Source organism: Acidicapsa borealis (genome assembly GCF_059115245.1).
The window spans coordinates 1,309,796-1,325,632 of the sequence record NZ_JCACNY010000001.1 but is presented as its reverse complement, the minus strand read 5'-3'; the positions used below and the strand labels follow the sequence as shown (position 1 = coordinate 1,325,632).

Here is a 15,837-nt window from a genome sequence, read left to right as displayed (position 1 = left end):
ATTTTTGGACAAACTGTCTCTTGCTCTGCGAATTGCCTCATAGTACGTTGTAGCCTCTACCTCAGCCAAAACCAGTGGTCGGTGCGGCGTGATTGGCAATAGAAGAGTTCTCAGGCTCTCATCATCCTGGATCCACCCCGATCCTTGCACGTTCGTTTTTCTTTTCGATGACGTAACCACGTACATTTCACATTTTGTTCTCTTAAGGAGTTTTGTATGCCAGGACGCATTCAGATCCGTCTTTTTGCATTGATTCTGCTGGGGATTTGTTGCCTTCTCCCAGCCTCCGCGCAGAACGCTATCTCTACCGGTGGCCTGACCGGGTCCGTACAGGACGCATCGGGAGCCGTGGTCACGAATGCCTCCGTAACCATCGTCAATACGGCCACCGGCATCACTTGGAAGACAACAACCAACTCTCAGGGTGTGTATACCTTCCCGGCTCTTCCTGTCGGAACCTACACTGCAAAGTTTGCGTCGACCGGCTTCAAGGGAACTGATATTACCGGTTTGAGCGTGGGGGTTGGCCGTGTGACGGACGGCAATGCGACGCTGACAGTGGGATCAGCTGGCGAGAGCGTAACAGTTGAGGCGAGTGAGGCGTCTACGCTGAATCCGAGTGATACTACGATCGGAACGCTGGTAGAAAAGCAAACGATCGACAACCTGCCTCTGAGTGGACGGCGTTACACGGACTTTGTTCTCCTGACACCGAACGTAACGATGGACGGTGAGTTTGGTCACATCAGCTTTGCCGGCCAGTCGGGTGGCGATCTCTCCGGCTATAACAACACGGCCGGTGGTGCTTCCAACGCGAATGGATCGAGTTCGTTTACTGTCGACGGCGCCGACTCGACGAGCTACTACTATGGCGATAATCGCGGCTTTACGCGCATTCCCTACGTGTTTGGATGCAGTCGATTCAGGAATTTCAGGTGCAGCCGAATGTGTACAATTCGGCTTACGGCGGGGCCGGTGCGGGCTTCATCAACACGGTTACCAAGTCGGGAACGAACCAGTGGCATGGCGATGCGTTCTACTACAATCGCAACTCGGCGACCGGTGCGAATGACGCGATCGACAAGGCGAACGGAAACCCTCGTCCGCTGAATGTGCTGCAGCAGTTTGGCGCTGACATTGGCGGTCCGCTTATGCGAGACAAAGCGTTCTTCTATTTCGATTATGAACAGCAGCGGCATAAAGATCCTCTGTATGCTGTCAATCCCGCGCAGGCTGCTACCGATGTAACTGACTTCGGCCTTCCTGCAGGAACTGCCTTGCCTGTTTTCAATTCTCACTACCCTGCGGCGGCGAATCTCTCGGAGAGCGATGTCGCGGACGATCCAACAAACCCCGCATATCTACAAGGTGTGGCGAACGCGTTGCATGTAATTCACTCGAACCTTGGACCGCGTGCCCGCCGCCGTGATGATGTAGAGTTCTTTCCGAAGTTCGACTGGCAGATTAGCGCCAAGGACCATGTGACCGCGCTCTACAACTACAACCACTTCCAATCACCGGGCGGCATTATTACGTTCAGCCCGGAGAGCTTTGGCGGCGATGAGCTGCTGGGCGATAATGGCGTTCGCGACCACGTGGGCACAGTTCATTGGACACATGTGTTTAGTCCCGGGATTGTGAACGATATGCACGCCAGCTATGTGCGTGATGAGCAGTTGTATAAGCCCTCGGGTCTAGCTGAGTCAGCGACTTCGCCAGAGATCATCATCACTGCGGCCCATGCGGGAGCATCATCCGCGCTCCTGCTGGGCAATGCTACCTTCTCCTACAACAATGTTCGTGAGTATCAGTGGCAGTTCGCTGACCACGTGATCTGGAGCGTTGGTAAGCATCAGCTGGACCTCGGCTTTGATCTCAACCATGACTCGATTGCCACGGCGAGCACTGGCGGATACTACGGTACCTACATCTTCCTCAGCCTGGAAGATTTTGCTCTCGGCAAGTGGAATATCTTTCAGCAGACGGCTGGCGATACGAAGTACAACTTCAGTGACCCCTTCATTGGCTTCTATGTCAATGACACGTGGAAGGTTTCCCCAAAGCTGACCTTGACGGGAGGCGTCCGTGAAGATTTACAGATCTATCCGAACCCTTCCGGCAATCCGGCTTTCCCCTTCACACAGAAGTTTTCGAATCAGTATGAGCGAGTGTCCCCGCGGCTGGGCTTCTCCTATTCGCCATTCAGCAAGACAGTCGTTCGCGGCGGCGCAGGGATTTATTACGAGATTTTTGTTGGTGGCAACTACCAGAATTCATCCCAGGCCAATGGAGTCTCACAATCCGGAGCAGAGCTGTTTGACTTCAGCAACACCTCTGTTGCAGCGACGTTGCCGGTTGCCTTTCCGGGAGCGTTGCCTTCGAGCAGCTCTGCTTTTGGAGGCGGGACAAACATTGCGACGATTGCCCCTGGATACAAGACGCCTTCCGTGATCAACGCCAGCCTCCAAATCGACCAGGAGATTGCTCCGCATACGATTCTCACGTTGGGCTCGATGTGGTCGCATGGCATGCACCTCACTTCATCGACCGCTTATGACTTGAACCAGAATGCTCCGACCGGCACTGTCACCTATCACTTGCCGAATGGAAAGGACGTGGTCGAACCGAACCTGAACAATCTCACGGAAGGCAGGATCAGTGCGAACTTTGGACAGATCAACGCTCTGATCAGTCCGGGTATCAACAACTATGTTTCCTTCTTCACGCAGCTGAACCGGCAGATTACGAGCGGTGCGAGCGTCATCGTTTCTTACACGCTGGCGAAGAGCACGCAGTCGGGTGTGGACTTTTACAATCAGTTCGATCTGAGCAACACGAAGGGCCTTTCGCTGCTGGATCAGCGTCATCGGCTGTCGGTGGCGAGCGTGTACTCGCCTAAGTACGAGGGAAGCAATCCAACGAGTCGGGCCTTCCTGAACAACTGGACGGGCAGCGTGATCGCGCAGTTCAACTCCGGTCGTCCTTATACGGCGCTGGTGAGCGATCTGAATGATTCAGCGGCGAACCAGGCTACAGCCAACACTGCGGCGGGTCTTGGTGGAGGCAACTCACCGGGATATGGACTTGCTCCTGGAGACGGAATGAACGGCTATACCGGACCCTGGATTATTGAAGTGGATACCGGTATTCAGCGCAAATTCCCTATCGGCGAACGGCAGGCCATCACGTTGAAAGCGCAGGCGTTCAATCTGTTGAACTCCGCAACCTACTACGTTGAGGCAGGCAGCGGCGTGAACGCAGTGAAGTACAGTTCGACGCTAAACGAGGATGGAAGCTATACGCTTGCTCCCAACGGCGATATCACCAACGGGGGCTTCCAGACGAAGACGTCGATTTCGCAGCCTAACCCGCCGCGTATTCTGCAATTCTCGTTCAACTACAGCTTCTAGGCTCGTAAGAGCTTAGATGAAATGATGACGAGGGCTTTTACGACTGCAATTGGTTCGAGAAAGCCCTCTCCGTTCCCCTCTGGTAAGCGTGTCGTAACGGATTTGGAATGATCGATGCACGCAGCAACTCTGGAGCAGCGCGACGTTGACACTGGAATGGTTTGAAAATAACGTGAAGAGAGTGACGGGCGTGTGGAACTCCGCCCTTGTTCTTCTTGGCAAACGACAAACGACCTGTGAATCCCCATCTTCTCCGGAGAGGAGGACGCAACCGGTGTATCCGACGCAACCACACCATCCCTTCGCATACTTTTCCCGCGCTGTTCTTTTCGCCGGTCTGCTGTCGTATGCAGCGTTCCCTACTCTGGCGCATGGCTCAGATGACGCTGCCTTCTACACCGAAAAGGTGCAGCCGGTGCTGGATCACCGCTGCGGCAGTTGCCATATAGCGAAAACCAAGGGCGGCCTGAGCATTACATCCTTCCAGGCACTGCTGAATGGCGGCGATAGTGGCGCCGCGATCGATGTAGAGCATCCGGAGAAGAGTTTGATTCTCGATGCTATCCACTACACGGATGTCGACTTGAAGATGCCGCCAAGCGGCAAGCTGCCGGACGATGAGATTGCGCTGATTGAGAAATGGATTCGCGGCGGCGCGAAGATGCCCATTGGAGACCCAGCTGTCATCGAACACAAGAGCACCAAGCAGGTTTCGAGCTCTGTGGAGCCACCTCAGTTCACCGCCGCACAGGATCAGTATTTTGAGGCCAAAGTCCGTCCTCTACTGATCAATCGTTGTTATGGATGCCATGCTGATTCAGCTTCGGGTGGACTGCGATTGAACTCTCGGGATGCAGTGCTGAAGGGCGGCAAAGATGGAGCTGTAATAGTTGCGGGTCATCCTGAGCAGAGCCTGCTGGTGACGGCAGTTCACTATCAGAGCCCCAGTTTGAAGATGCCGCCGAATGCCCCAATGTCGAGTGAAGAGGTTGGTATCCTCGAGCAGTGGATTCATGACGGAGCGCCGTGGCCTCATAGCACTGAGGCTGATAAGGGAATCGGCAATAAAAATTGGTGGGCGTACAAGAAGCCTCTACCGCAGACGGTTCCGACGATCAACTCCAAATGGGCTTCGACCGACCTTGATCGCTTTGTCCTTGCGAAGTTGAATGAGAAGCATCTGCAACCCGTTGGCGACGCGGACAAGAGAACGCTGCTGCGGCGCGTGACTTACGATCTGACAGGGCTGCCTCCTACGCCTGCTGAGACTGCCGCGTTTCTCGCAGACCGGCGGAGCGATGCTTATGCGCGCGTTGTGGATAGACTGCTTGCATCGCCTGCATACGGTGAGCGATGGGGTCGGATCTGGCTGGATGTTGTGCGCTATTCCGACACCTCAGGCAATGGGCCGGACTATCCTACTCCGGAAGCTTATAAGTATCGCAATTACGTGATCGATGCATTCAATCGCGATTTGCCGTATGACGAATTTGTTCGCGAACAGATAGCAGGCGACTTGTTGCCGAGCGAGTCTGAGCCGGAGCATTGGCGCAAGACCATTGCAACAGGATATCTGGCGATTGCCCGGCGCGGTGGTGACGACGAGGACAAGACGCTGGTCTACAGCGATGCGGTGGATAATCTGGGCTACGCATATCTTGGGGTGACAGTAGCGTGCGCTCGTTGCCACGATCACAAGTTCGATCCTATTCCGACCAAAGACTACTATGCGATCTATGGCATTCTTGCCAGCACGCATCTTCCGCACCCCGGCTCGGAGTCGATTCGCTATCCCACAGGCATGGTTTATCGCGATCCGGCGGCTGCAGATAGCCCGGAATTGAAGAGCTTTCAAGAACAACTGAAGCCGATCGCCGATACGATCGAGGCAGCACATAAGCTGCCTTACTTCGACGATATCCTGCCTCAGCTTGAGGCACGACGCATGGAGCTGTTTAGGCAGGTTCCGCGTTATGAGGCCGCTTATGCAGCGAGCGAGGGCACTCCACATGATGAGCATATTCAGTATATGGGCGATCCTCTTAAGCCAGGAAAGCTTGTACGGCGTGGTTTTCTGCAGGAGCTTGGAGGAGGGCCACTGCCTGAGAGTGTAAAGGGTAGCGGGCGCCTTGAACTGGCCGACTGGATCGCGAGCAAAGAGAACCCGTTGACTGCGCGAGTAATGGTCAATCGTATCTGGCAGGGCCTCTTTGGGCGTGGCATCGTTGCAACTCCGAATGACTACGGCAAGCGCGGCGTGGCGCCGAGTCATCCCGAATTGCTGGACTATCTTGCGCTTGAGTTCATGCGCAATGGATGGTCCGTCAAGGCGATGCAGCGTACGATTCTGCTGTCGCACACGTACCGGCTTGCCAGCACGACCTCACCTGCCGATGCGCTTGTAGATCCAGAGAACATTTACCTGTGGAAGCATTCGCGGAAACGCCTGGACGCAGAAGAAGTGCGGGATAGCTTGCTTGCTACATCTGGCACACTCGACAAGAGCATTGGAGGTGAGCATCCATTTCCCGCACTCTCAGAATGGAACTGGTCGCAGCATCGTCCTTTCAGTGCGGTGTATGACACGGACAAGCGCACTGTTTACGTCATGGTGCAGCGAACGAAGCGGCATCCGTATCTTGGTCTTTTCGACGGTGCTGACACGAATAACTCGACAGCCACGCGAGCAACAAGTGTCACTCCGCTGCAGGCACTCTACTTCATGAATGCTGGATTTCCGAAGAGTTGTGCTGTGCATCTGGCTGATTCCCTGCCCCATGGGGAGATGCAACAGAAAGAGCAGATCACGGGAGCGTTCGAAACAATTTTGGATCGGGCTCCAGATGCAGAGGAGCTGGCGCAATCGCGCGAGTTTTTACGTAAGACAGAATCGTTCTACAACGCTCATGGAGTAGAAGGCGATCAGGCCAGGAAAGACGCATTGAGCAAGTGGATCGAAGTGCTGTACGCGAGCAATGAGTTCATCTTTCTGGATTGATCGGCAGGTTAGTAAATCAATGTCTATTGCGCATGCATAGCCAAGCGAGGTACGAATGACGAAGTCTAGAGTGCGAGGCGTTTCCCGGAGAGGCTTTCTACAATCGCTTGCGAGCGCGTCTTTGCTGATGCCTGCCATGCTATCGAATCTGATGGCTGAAACTCCCGGCGCCGATAGCAGCAATCCTCTGGCACCGAAGCAGCCTCACTTTGCTCCGAAGGCTAAGCGCATTATCTTTCTTTACATGAGCGGTGGCGTTTCACACGTAGATACGTTTGACCCCAAACCGAAGCTGATTGCAGATGATGGAAAGAAGTACAAGGATAACTACCTCTCAGCGCCACGATGGAAATTCAATCGCTATGCCAAATGTGACACACAAGTGAGCGAGTTGTTTCCTCATGTTGGGGCGATGATGGATGACATTTGTGTGATTCGCTCGATGAAGAATGACTTTCCCAATCATGTCCAGGCCGCGATGGGGCTGCATGGTGGATCTGTGCTCTTCGAGCGACCAAGTTTTGGCTCGTGGGTAAGCTATGGTTTGGGAACAGTGAATCAGAACCTACCCTCATTTGTGGTGCTTGCGCCGGAGATGCCCTATGGGGGCACTATCCCGTGGGATGCGGACTTTTTGCCTGCATGCCACCAGGGAATTCACGTCACACCAGGCGGCGAACCGATTCCAAATATCACCCCGCCCGATGCCGCCGAAGTTCAAAATCTCCAGCTCGGACTGGCTGACTTCTTCAACAAACATCATGCTGCCTCGCGCGATGGCGATTCGGTTTTGGCGGCTCGTGTTAAAACTTATGAAACAGCATTCGGTATGCAGATGGAGGCACCCGAGGCCTTTGATCTCTCGAAGGAAACGGATGCAACGTTGAAGATGTATGGTCTGGAGCGCGGCAGTACGAAGGGATTTGCATGGCAGTGCCTGGTGGCGCGCAGACTCGCTGAGCGAGGTGTGCGTTTTATTGAGCTCATCGACGTTGGCACGAACCAGCTTGTGAATTGGGATGCGCATGCCGATATGCAGACACATGTGCCACTGGCGAAGAACGTCGATCAACCTATCGCAGCATTGCTTCAGGATCTGAAGTCGCGCGGCATGCTTGATGACACGCTTGTAGTTTGGTCGACAGAGTTTGGACGACGACCTGGTGACACCATTCCGAACCTCAAGGGACGCACGCATCACTCAGACGTTTACTCGTCGTGGATTGCCGGCGGTGGGATCAAAGGTGGTATCACGTATGGCGAGTCCGATGATTATGGTTATGCTGTGGCCAAGGATGAGTGCCATGTGCATGACTTCCATGCAACGATCCTGAACCAGATGGGGCTCGATCATACACGGCTTACCTACAGGCATGCAGGAAGAGACTATCGCCTCACGGATGTGAGCGGGCGTGTGATACGCGATATTCTTATCTGATTGGTAACGAGCCTTCAATGACACTTCGCTTTTGACAGCTTGTCTCTTGCTTTGCTTTGACGATGCACTAACATAGGACTCTCTCACGTGTACGATAATTGGCAACTCAGGAGCGGATGGATGAAATCCAGCCTCAACGGAATTGATCAGGCATTGGCAGAACAGCTTCCACCACTCTCAGCCAATGCGGCTTTGGTAGAGGCAGATCGATGCCTATATTGCTATGATGCGCCGTGTACCCACGCTTGCCCGACCCACATTGATATTCCTCGATTCATCAAGAAGATTGCGACCAACAATTTGCGCGGCTCTGCAGAGACTATCTATGCCGCCAACCTGATGGGCGCGACCTGCGCCCGGGTGTGTCCGGTTCAGGAGTTGTGCGAGGGCGCTTGCGTTTTGGGAGGGGATCACAAGCCGATTGCCATCGGGCGTCTTCAACGCTATGCCATGGACTTTGCCAGTGCTTCAGGGACTTATCCAACGGTGACGGACGCGCCAACTGGAAAGAAGATAGCTATCGTCGGCGCGGGGCCTTCCGGTTTGTCCTGCGCAGGCGAACTGGCTCGGCGTGGACATGCTGTCACGGTATTTGAAAAGCGCGAGCTTGCTGGCGGCTTATCGACCTACGGGATCATCGCTTTGCGTGAACCTGTTGAAGTTGCGATCGAAGAAGTCCGTATGATTTCAGCGATGGGCGTAGAGGTCAAGACGGGCGTCGAGTTTGGCAGGGATCTATCCTTATCCGCACTGCAAGCGGAGTTTGACAGCGTGGTTCTAAGCGTCGGTCTTGGCCGAACACCGTTACTGGGTATTGAAGGCGAAGAAGCGATCGTGGACGGTTTGGAGTTCATTGAAGCCAGTAAGACAGGAAGCGAAACGATGAAGGTTGGGCGCAACGTCCTCGTGATTGGTGCCGGGAATACTGCGGTGGATTGCGCGACGATCGCCAAACGCCTGGGTGCAGAGCGCGTCACGATGGTGTATCGGCGAACCGACAGAGAGATGACCTGCTATGAACACGAGTACGACTTTGCGCGCAAGGAAGGCATCGAGTTCAGGTTTCTAAGCCAGCCTTCTCGTGTCGTGATTGCCGATGAGGCGCCGGTGGGTCTTGAGTGCCTCAGAGTAGAGTTAGGTGGAACCGATGCATCGGGCCGGCCGTCGCCCATGGTTGTGGATGGGTCCGAGTTCGTCCTGGAAACAGATCAGATTGTGAAGGCGGTAGGACAGAAGAAGCCCGCCCTAGCAGTTGATTTAGGTCTCGAAACAAAAGGCGGCTTCATCTCGGTTACGAACGATTTCGAAACAAGCGTTGCTGGAGTTTACGCAATTGGGGACTGCATTCGCTCTCACGGAGCGGCTTCCACGGTGATGGCGGTTCAAGATGGAAAGCTGGCAGCGACGGCAATCGACGCACAATTGATGCGGCAAGCTGCTGCAGCGGGGGTACGGTAGCGATGGCAGATCTTCGCATTAACTTTGCAGGTATCAAATCACCGAATCCATTCTGGCTGGCTTCTGCACCTCCTACCAACTCCGGCGCGCAGATTCACAAGGCGTTTGAGGCAGGCTGGGGAGGTGCGGTATGGAAGACGATCGGCGCACCTGTATTGAATGTTTCCAATCGATATGGAGCCTGGCATTATGGTCGTCAGAGGATGCTGGCGATTAACAATGTCGAGCTGATTTCAGATCGTCCTATCGAGATTAATCTGCGCGAGATTGCTGAAGTAAAGCGGGCGTGGCCCGATCGGGCGGTGATCGTCTCAGCGATGGTGGAGGCCAAGCCCGAGGCGTGGCACACAATTGTCAGGCAGATCGAAGATACGGGCGCTGACGGCATCGAGTTGAACTACGGTTGCCCACATGGCATGAGTGAGCGGGGCATGGGGAGCGCGATCGGGCAAGTGCCCGAGTATTGTGAACAGATCACGCGATGGGTCATGGATGTCGCTTCCATTCCTGTGATCATGAAGCTCACGCCGAACATCACTAACATCGTGTTGCCTGCACGCGCTGGTGTTGCTGCGGGCGCAAGCGCGCTTTCTCTCATCAATACAATTAATTCCATCGTCGGGGTCGATCTCAACACCCTTGAGCTGACGCCTAGCATCGGTGGGAAAGGCGGGCATGGCGGTTATGCCGGTCCAGCCGTGAAACCGATCGCGCTGAACATGCTTGCCTCTCTCGGCACAGACGAGATTGTCGCTAATTCTGGTTTGCCTATTTCTGGTATGGGTGGCATTGCAACCTGGCAGGACGCTGCGCAATTCTTGTTACTCGGTGCTTCGAGCCTCCAAGTATGCACTGCTGTGATGCACTATGGGTTTCGGCTCATTGAAGACTTGTGTGACGGACTCTCAAATTGGATGGATACGCAAGGCTTCACAACGATTGCTGATGTGACCGGCAAGAGCCTCCACCGCGTCTCTGAATTCAAAAACTTTGACCTTTCCTATCGTGCTGTGGCTCGTATCGATGAAGCGAAATGCATCAAGTGCAACCTCTGCTATGTGGCTTGCAACGATACTGCTCATCAGTGTATCGACCTGGTTTCTCCGGATGGAAAACTGGTTGCGCCAACTTCCTATGATGTGCGTTCAAATGGCAAGCATGAGGCAGTAGAAACGCGGCCACAGCCTGTTGTGCGCGATGATGATTGCGTCGGTTGTCGTCTTTGCTATAACGTTTGCCCGGTGGATGATTGTATTGCGATGGTCGAGGTTCCATCCGGACGTGAGTCTGTCACGTGGAGTGAATTGTCAACCAACCAGACCGAGATTACTGAGGACTGGGAGAAGATGAAGGAATATCGCGAGCAGGTTGGTATTCACATCCACTAGGGCGATCGTTTGTCGTGTCAGTAGGGTTCATCGAGGAAATGGCGGTATGGGGTTGCTTATTCAAGGCGGAGAGATCGTGACTGCGGATGCACGCTATCGTAGCGACATCTACATTGAAGATGAGGCGATCACTCAGATTGGCATCGATATACCAGTGCCAGCAGGGACAGAGGTTATCGATGCAACGGGCAAATATATATTTCCCGGGTTCATCGATCCTCACGTACATATTCACCTTCCCTTCATGGCGACCTTCGCAAAGGATACGCACGTGACGGCGAGCAAAGCCGCATTGATTGGCGGAACGACCACGTTTATTGAGATGGTCTGTCCTTCACGCCATGAGGATACACTCGAAGGCTATCGAACATGGAAGGCCAAGGCAGAGGGGAACAGCGCGTGTGACTACGCCTTTCATATGGGTGTGACTCGCTTCGAGGATGAAACCGAGTCACAGCTTCGCGAGATCGTAGCGGACGGAACGGCCTCCTTCAAAATTTTCCTTTCCTATAAGAATTTCTTTGGCGTGAATGATGAAGAAATGTTTCGCACTCTGAAGCTTGCTGCGGATTTGGGCGTGATCACAACGGCGCACTGTGAGAATGCCGAACTGGTCGGCGAGTTGCAGCAACTGTTGTTAACTGAGGGCAAGACCGGGCCTGAATGGCATGAGCCGAGCCGCCCAGAATCCGTTGAGGCCGAAGGTACGAGCCGTTTTGCGACATTTGTTGAGCAGACGGGAGCGACCGGCTATGTGGTTCATCTGTCATGCGCTCCTGCACTTCGTGCAGCTGTCGATGCAAAGATGCGTGGAGTCAAACTGTATATCGAAAGCGTATTGCCGCATTTTCTGCTGGACAAGAGTTATGCCGAGCGTGACGGCGTAGAGGGGATGAAACATGTGATGTCTCCGCCTCTGCGTGACAAACGTAATCTGCCTGCGCTTTGGAGCGCCTTGCAGACTGGCCTTATCGATACCGTGGGAACGGATCACTGCCCGTTCGATGTAGAGCAGAAGCTTCTGGGATCAAAAGCATTCACACAGATACCCAATGGCATTCCGGGATTGGAAGAACGCGTGAATCTGATGTACACATATGGGGTGAAGCGAGGAGGGCTGGATCTGCACCGTTTTGTGGATGCTCTGAGCACTAAGGCTGCAAAGATATTCGGCTTGTATCCCCGCAAGGGCACAATTGCTGTTGGCACCGATGCTGATCTCGTGGTCTACGATCCTGCCTATCGCGGGACTATCAGCGTTGCGACGCAGCACACCAATAACGACTACAACGGATTTGAAGGATTCTCGATCGAAGGAAGGCCATCCGTTGTCACTGTACGAGGCAAGGTACAGGTGCGAGATGGAGAGTTTGTGGGAGAAGCGGAACGGGGACAGTTGCTTCGCAGGATTCCCCAATATAAACGCGAGGCCACCCATGCCGGTTGATGCCAAAGGAGCGATTTCGCTTCTCAAGGAATTGCGGACTGTCACCTCCGATGAACACGGCGCACAGAGAATGGCTTGGTCGCCCGTCTGGCTGAAGGCGCGAGAGTGGTTTCAGTCTAAGTTGCAGAGCTTGCCCATCGAACATCACTACGATGCTGCGGGAAATAGCTGGACTACGCTTCAAGGAACTACGGATGCCGCACTGATTCTCGGGAGTCATCTTGATTCGGTACCGAATGGTGGATGGCTGGATGGATGCCTCGGCGTAATCGCGGGCTATGCCATTTTGAAGCGAATTTCAGAAGAATATAACGGCAAACCTCCTGTTACTGTTCGCATGGTGGATTGGGCAGATGAAGAAGGTGCTCGTTTTGGGCGAAGCCTGTTTGGCTCATCGGCTTTTGCCGGTACGCACTCGATTGAAGCAGACAGGCGACGTACCGATGCCAACGGTGTGAGCCTGGAAGATGCGTTGGCTCAGTGCGGTGTTGCTGTGGATAATATCGGCTCTGCGCAGGTAGAACGCACACATGCTGCTGCCTACTTAGAGCTGCATATTGAGCAGGGGCCGGTGCTGGAGCGCATGGGACTTCCACTGGCCGCGGTGCTTGGAACAAAGGGAGTGGAGCGCCACACGATCACCTTCCATGGTCAGGAAGCTCATTCCGGTTCTACTCCGATGACGGTGCGGCGCGATGCACTCGCGGCAGCGGCCAAGCTAGCGATTGAGATTCGTCCAATAGCCATGCGACATACGGATGCTGTCTGCACTATGGGGAGCGTCAAGACTTTTCCGGGGATCGTGACTGCGGTTGTGGGCCGTTGCGAGACAACCCTCGATCAGCGTGATCTGGATGCTGATGTTCTAGCCCAGATGTATCGCGAGGCTAAGGTTAAGAGCGAACAGTTCGCGCAGGAAGAAGGCTGCACCGTGGAGTGGTCTCGCATCTGGAATATCGCTCCAGAGCCATTTCATCCTGCGCTGATCGAGATGTGCAAAGAAGCCATTCATGAAACCGTGCCCCAGGAAGGGGGCGACGTCCCAAGTCTTCCATCTGGACCTCTGCATGATGCTGCAGAAGTTTCGCGAGTGGGAATCCCTACGGTGATGATGTTTGTGCAATCGCTGAAGGGCATCAGCCACAACCACATTGAGGATACAAAAGAGGCACATCTTGAGTTGGCCGTCGAGGCTTTCGACAGGCTAGCTTCCAAGGCGATGCATTGGGTAGGCCAGCAATGAGGCGAGTTTCTGCAATTGGTTCAAGTGCCACGGGTCTGCGATTGCGGATGTCGGTTGGACGCGCCTCCGCGAAGAATTTAACCACTGAGCAACTTGTAAGCGCAGGCCTTCCGACTGTCGGTTCGATACTCGATCTAGCAGCGTTCAAGTCAGGAGAGTTGGTTACCGGATTTGGGCAGTTGCACCGCCCGGTCACGTGGGTGCATGTTGCGGAGGTGCTTGATGTATGGCGATTCTTGTCTGGCGGAGAGTTTCTGCTCAGCACCGGTATACAGTTGGCAAGCGCAACCAGGGAGCAGCGGTCGGTGTACATACGATCATTGATTCGCGCTGGCGCATCTGGTTTGGGCATTGAGATTGTACAGTCGTTGCGGCAACTCCCAGTTGAGATCTTTCGTGTTGCGGAGGAAGCCGATTTTCCCCTCGTGCTGTTTCGATCTGAGGTGAGCTTTGCCAATCTTACTCGCGCTGCACATGAGCGGATTCTACTGCCTCGCCTGGAGCGCAAAGAAGCTCCTTCCTTTGCTCCGATACTTGATGCATTGGTTGAAACAGGTCGAGACCGGATGTTTCTAGATAGCCAGCTTGGACCGGTGCTCTCTCTGCCACGCAGACAGAGAGTCATCTTACTTGGTACGCTTGAATCGCTCCTCGAGGCCCAATTCAACATTGCGGAAACGGCACGCCGCTTGAAAGTGCGCAGGCAGAGCATCTACTATCGCCTGGCGCAATTGACGGTGCTGCTGGGGTCGCTTAACGATCCTCAACGTAAGGTTGGTTTCATGATTGCGTTTGCGCTATTGCGTCGTACCGCAGTGGTGTAGATTAATCAACGGAAACGCTCCTTGATCGCAGACAAGAAAGACCTCATAGGAAGCGAGTCATCTTTGACTCAGTTCATCGATCCTATGAAGGAATTGAAAGGTTGAATCAGAGATGACGACAGATAGTGTGGCGATTGCAACTGCTTCTCATTGGATTGGCGGCAAGGCTGTCATCTGCCAATCAGGACGCTCGGGAAACATCACGAATCCGGCAACGGGCGAGGTCATTGCAGAAATATGCTTTGCCTCGGTTGATGAGGTCGATCAGGCCGTTGCGGTCGCAAAGGCGGCATCGGTCGAATGGCGTGCTACACCGCTTTCGCGGCGCGCGGAAGTCATGTTTAAGCTTCGCCAACTCATCGTTGACAATCGGCAGCGACTGGCAGAGATCATAAGCCTTGAGAATGGGAAGACCATTGCAGATGCTCTGGGTGAGGTGGCTCGCGGACTGGAGAACGTTGAGTTTGCCTGCGGAATTCCGAACCTCTTGAAGGGGGGCTATTCGGAGCAAGCAAGCCGAGGCGTGGATGTATACCAGATTCGCCAACCACTCGGTGTTGTGGCGGGCATTACGCCATTTAACTTCCCTGCAATGGTGCCGCTGTGGATGATTTCAAACGCCATAGCCTGCGGCAATACCTTTGTGTTGAAGCCTTCCGAGAAAGTGCCCTCAGCGAGTCTTTTCATCGCTGAACTCTCGAAAGAAGCGGGGCTGCCAGATGGCGTGCTCAACCTCATACAGGGCGACAAGGTGGCAGTGAACAGGCTCTTGGAGCATCCTGATATCAAGGCCATCAGCTTTGTCGGATCGACACCCGTAGCGCGTTACATCTATGAGACGGCGACGCGCAATGGTAAGCGTGTGCAGGCGCTTGGTGGGGCGAAGAATCATATGCTGGTACTACCCGATGCCGACGTAGCCATGGCTGCCGATGCTGCTGTTTCGGCAGGCTACGGTGCAGCAGGTGAACGATGCATGGCCATCTCTGTGGTGATCGCCGTGGGCGGTGTTGCTGATCCGTTGATCGATGCGATTCGCGAGCGAGTGGCGCGGATCAAGGTTGGTCCTGGTTCAGATGCATCGAACGAGATGGGACCGCTCATTTCGCGAGAGCATCGCGACCGCGTGGCTTCTTACCTTGATTCCGCAATCAGTGAAGGTGCGAGCTTGCCGATCGATGGGCGGCTTGATCCGGCAACAAAGACCGAGGGATATTTTCTTGGACCTTCCCTGATCGATAACGCGAAGCCAGGCATGCGCTGCTATGACCATGAGATCTTTGGCCCCGTTCTAAGTGTAGTGCGTGTCGATACGTATGCTGAAGCGCTGAAGCTGATCAATGATAATCCGTTTGGCAATGGCACTGCCATCTTCACTCAGAACGGTGGGGCTGCCCGGCAATTTCAATTCGATGTTGAGGTTGGCATGGTCGGTATCAATGTTCCGATACCTGTGCCTGTGTCGTATTACAGCTTCGGTGGCTGGAAGTCTTCCCTCTTCGGCGATCTGCACATGTACGGACCTGAGGGGGTGCAGTTCTATACAAGGTCCAAGGTTGTAACGAGCAGATGGCCTGATCCGGGTTCGAGTAAGGTCGATCTCGGGTTTCCACAAGTCCGGTAGACCCCAG

Annotated in this window: 9 protein-coding genes and 1 pseudogene; all 10 read left to right on the top strand. The window is 54.3% G+C overall.

Annotated features, from left to right (window positions below; genetic code table 11):
* Positions 1-216: 216 nt before the first annotated feature.
* Positions 217-546: pseudogene (locus tag AC5S27_RS05295) on the top strand (carboxypeptidase-like regulatory domain-containing protein); the annotation flags it as partial.
* Between the two features lie 389 nt (positions 547-935).
* Complete coding sequence (locus tag AC5S27_RS05290; protein WP_493933521.1) at positions 936-3,410, top strand: TonB-dependent receptor domain-containing protein; 2,475 nt, start codon at positions 936-938, stop codon at positions 3,408-3,410.
* Positions 3,411-3,684: 274 nt separating this feature from the next.
* Positions 3,685-6,408 (top strand): PSD1 and planctomycete cytochrome C domain-containing protein, encoded by a 2,724-nt coding sequence (locus tag AC5S27_RS05285; RefSeq protein ID WP_493933520.1) that lies wholly within the window; start codon positions 3,685-3,687, stop codon positions 6,406-6,408.
* A gap of 127 nt (positions 6,409-6,535) precedes the next feature.
* The gene (locus AC5S27_RS05280) at positions 6,536-7,846 is read left to right on the top strand and encodes a DUF1501 domain-containing protein (protein WP_493937271.1); all 1,311 of its coding nucleotides are present in this window, start codon (positions 6,536-6,538) and stop codon (positions 7,844-7,846) included.
* 120 nt (positions 7,847-7,966) lie between these two features.
* Positions 7,967-9,304, top strand: coding sequence for an NAD(P)-dependent oxidoreductase (locus AC5S27_RS05275; RefSeq protein ID WP_493933519.1), 1,338 nt, complete (start codon positions 7,967-7,969; stop codon positions 9,302-9,304).
* A gap of 2 nt (positions 9,305-9,306) precedes the next feature.
* Complete coding sequence (gene preA / locus AC5S27_RS05270; protein ID WP_493933518.1) at positions 9,307-10,692, top strand: NAD-dependent dihydropyrimidine dehydrogenase subunit PreA; 1,386 nt, start codon at positions 9,307-9,309, stop codon at positions 10,690-10,692.
* 46 nt (positions 10,693-10,738) lie between these two features.
* A complete protein-coding gene (gene hydA, locus AC5S27_RS05265) occupies positions 10,739-12,139 on the top strand; it encodes a dihydropyrimidinase (protein ID WP_493933517.1) in 1,401 nt (466 codons plus the stop codon).
* Entirely contained in the window at positions 12,129-13,382 is a 1,254-nt protein-coding gene (locus AC5S27_RS05260; protein ID WP_493933516.1) for a Zn-dependent hydrolase, read from the top strand. The genes hydA and AC5S27_RS05260 overlap by 11 nt, the downstream gene beginning before the upstream one ends.
* Positions 13,379-14,206 carry a PucR family transcriptional regulator ligand-binding domain-containing protein gene (locus AC5S27_RS05255; protein WP_493933515.1) on the top strand — a complete coding sequence of 276 codons (828 nt, stop codon included), beginning with the start codon at positions 13,379-13,381 and terminating at the stop codon, positions 14,204-14,206. Before AC5S27_RS05260 ends, AC5S27_RS05255 begins: the two co-directional genes overlap by 4 nt.
* A gap of 112 nt (positions 14,207-14,318) precedes the next feature.
* Positions 14,319-15,830 carry a CoA-acylating methylmalonate-semialdehyde dehydrogenase gene (locus AC5S27_RS05250; protein WP_493933514.1) on the top strand — a complete coding sequence of 504 codons (1,512 nt, stop codon included), beginning with the start codon at positions 14,319-14,321 and terminating at the stop codon, positions 15,828-15,830.
* Positions 15,831-15,837: the final 7 nt, after the last annotated feature.

Bases quoted from the DNA above. Each gene is read 5' to 3' on its own strand.
- AC5S27_RS05280 (WP_493937271.1), top strand. From the start codon at position 6,536: ATGCCTGCCATGCTATCGAATCTGATGGCTGAAACTCCCGGCGCCGAT.
- AC5S27_RS05275 (WP_493933519.1), top strand. From the start codon at position 7,967: ATGAAATCCAGCCTCAACGGAATTGATCAGGCATTGGCAGAACAGCTT.
- preA (WP_493933518.1), top strand. From the start codon at position 9,307: ATGGCAGATCTTCGCATTAACTTTGCAGGTATCAAATCACCGAATCCA.
- hydA (WP_493933517.1), top strand. From the start codon at position 10,739: ATGGGGTTGCTTATTCAAGGCGGAGAGATCGTGACTGCGGATGCACGC.
- AC5S27_RS05260 (WP_493933516.1), top strand. From the start codon at position 12,129: ATGCCGGTTGATGCCAAAGGAGCGATTTCGCTTCTCAAGGAATTGCGG.
- AC5S27_RS05255 (WP_493933515.1), top strand. From the start codon at position 13,379: ATGAGGCGAGTTTCTGCAATTGGTTCAAGTGCCACGGGTCTGCGATTG.
- AC5S27_RS05250 (WP_493933514.1), top strand. From the start codon at position 14,319: ATGACGACAGATAGTGTGGCGATTGCAACTGCTTCTCATTGGATTGGC.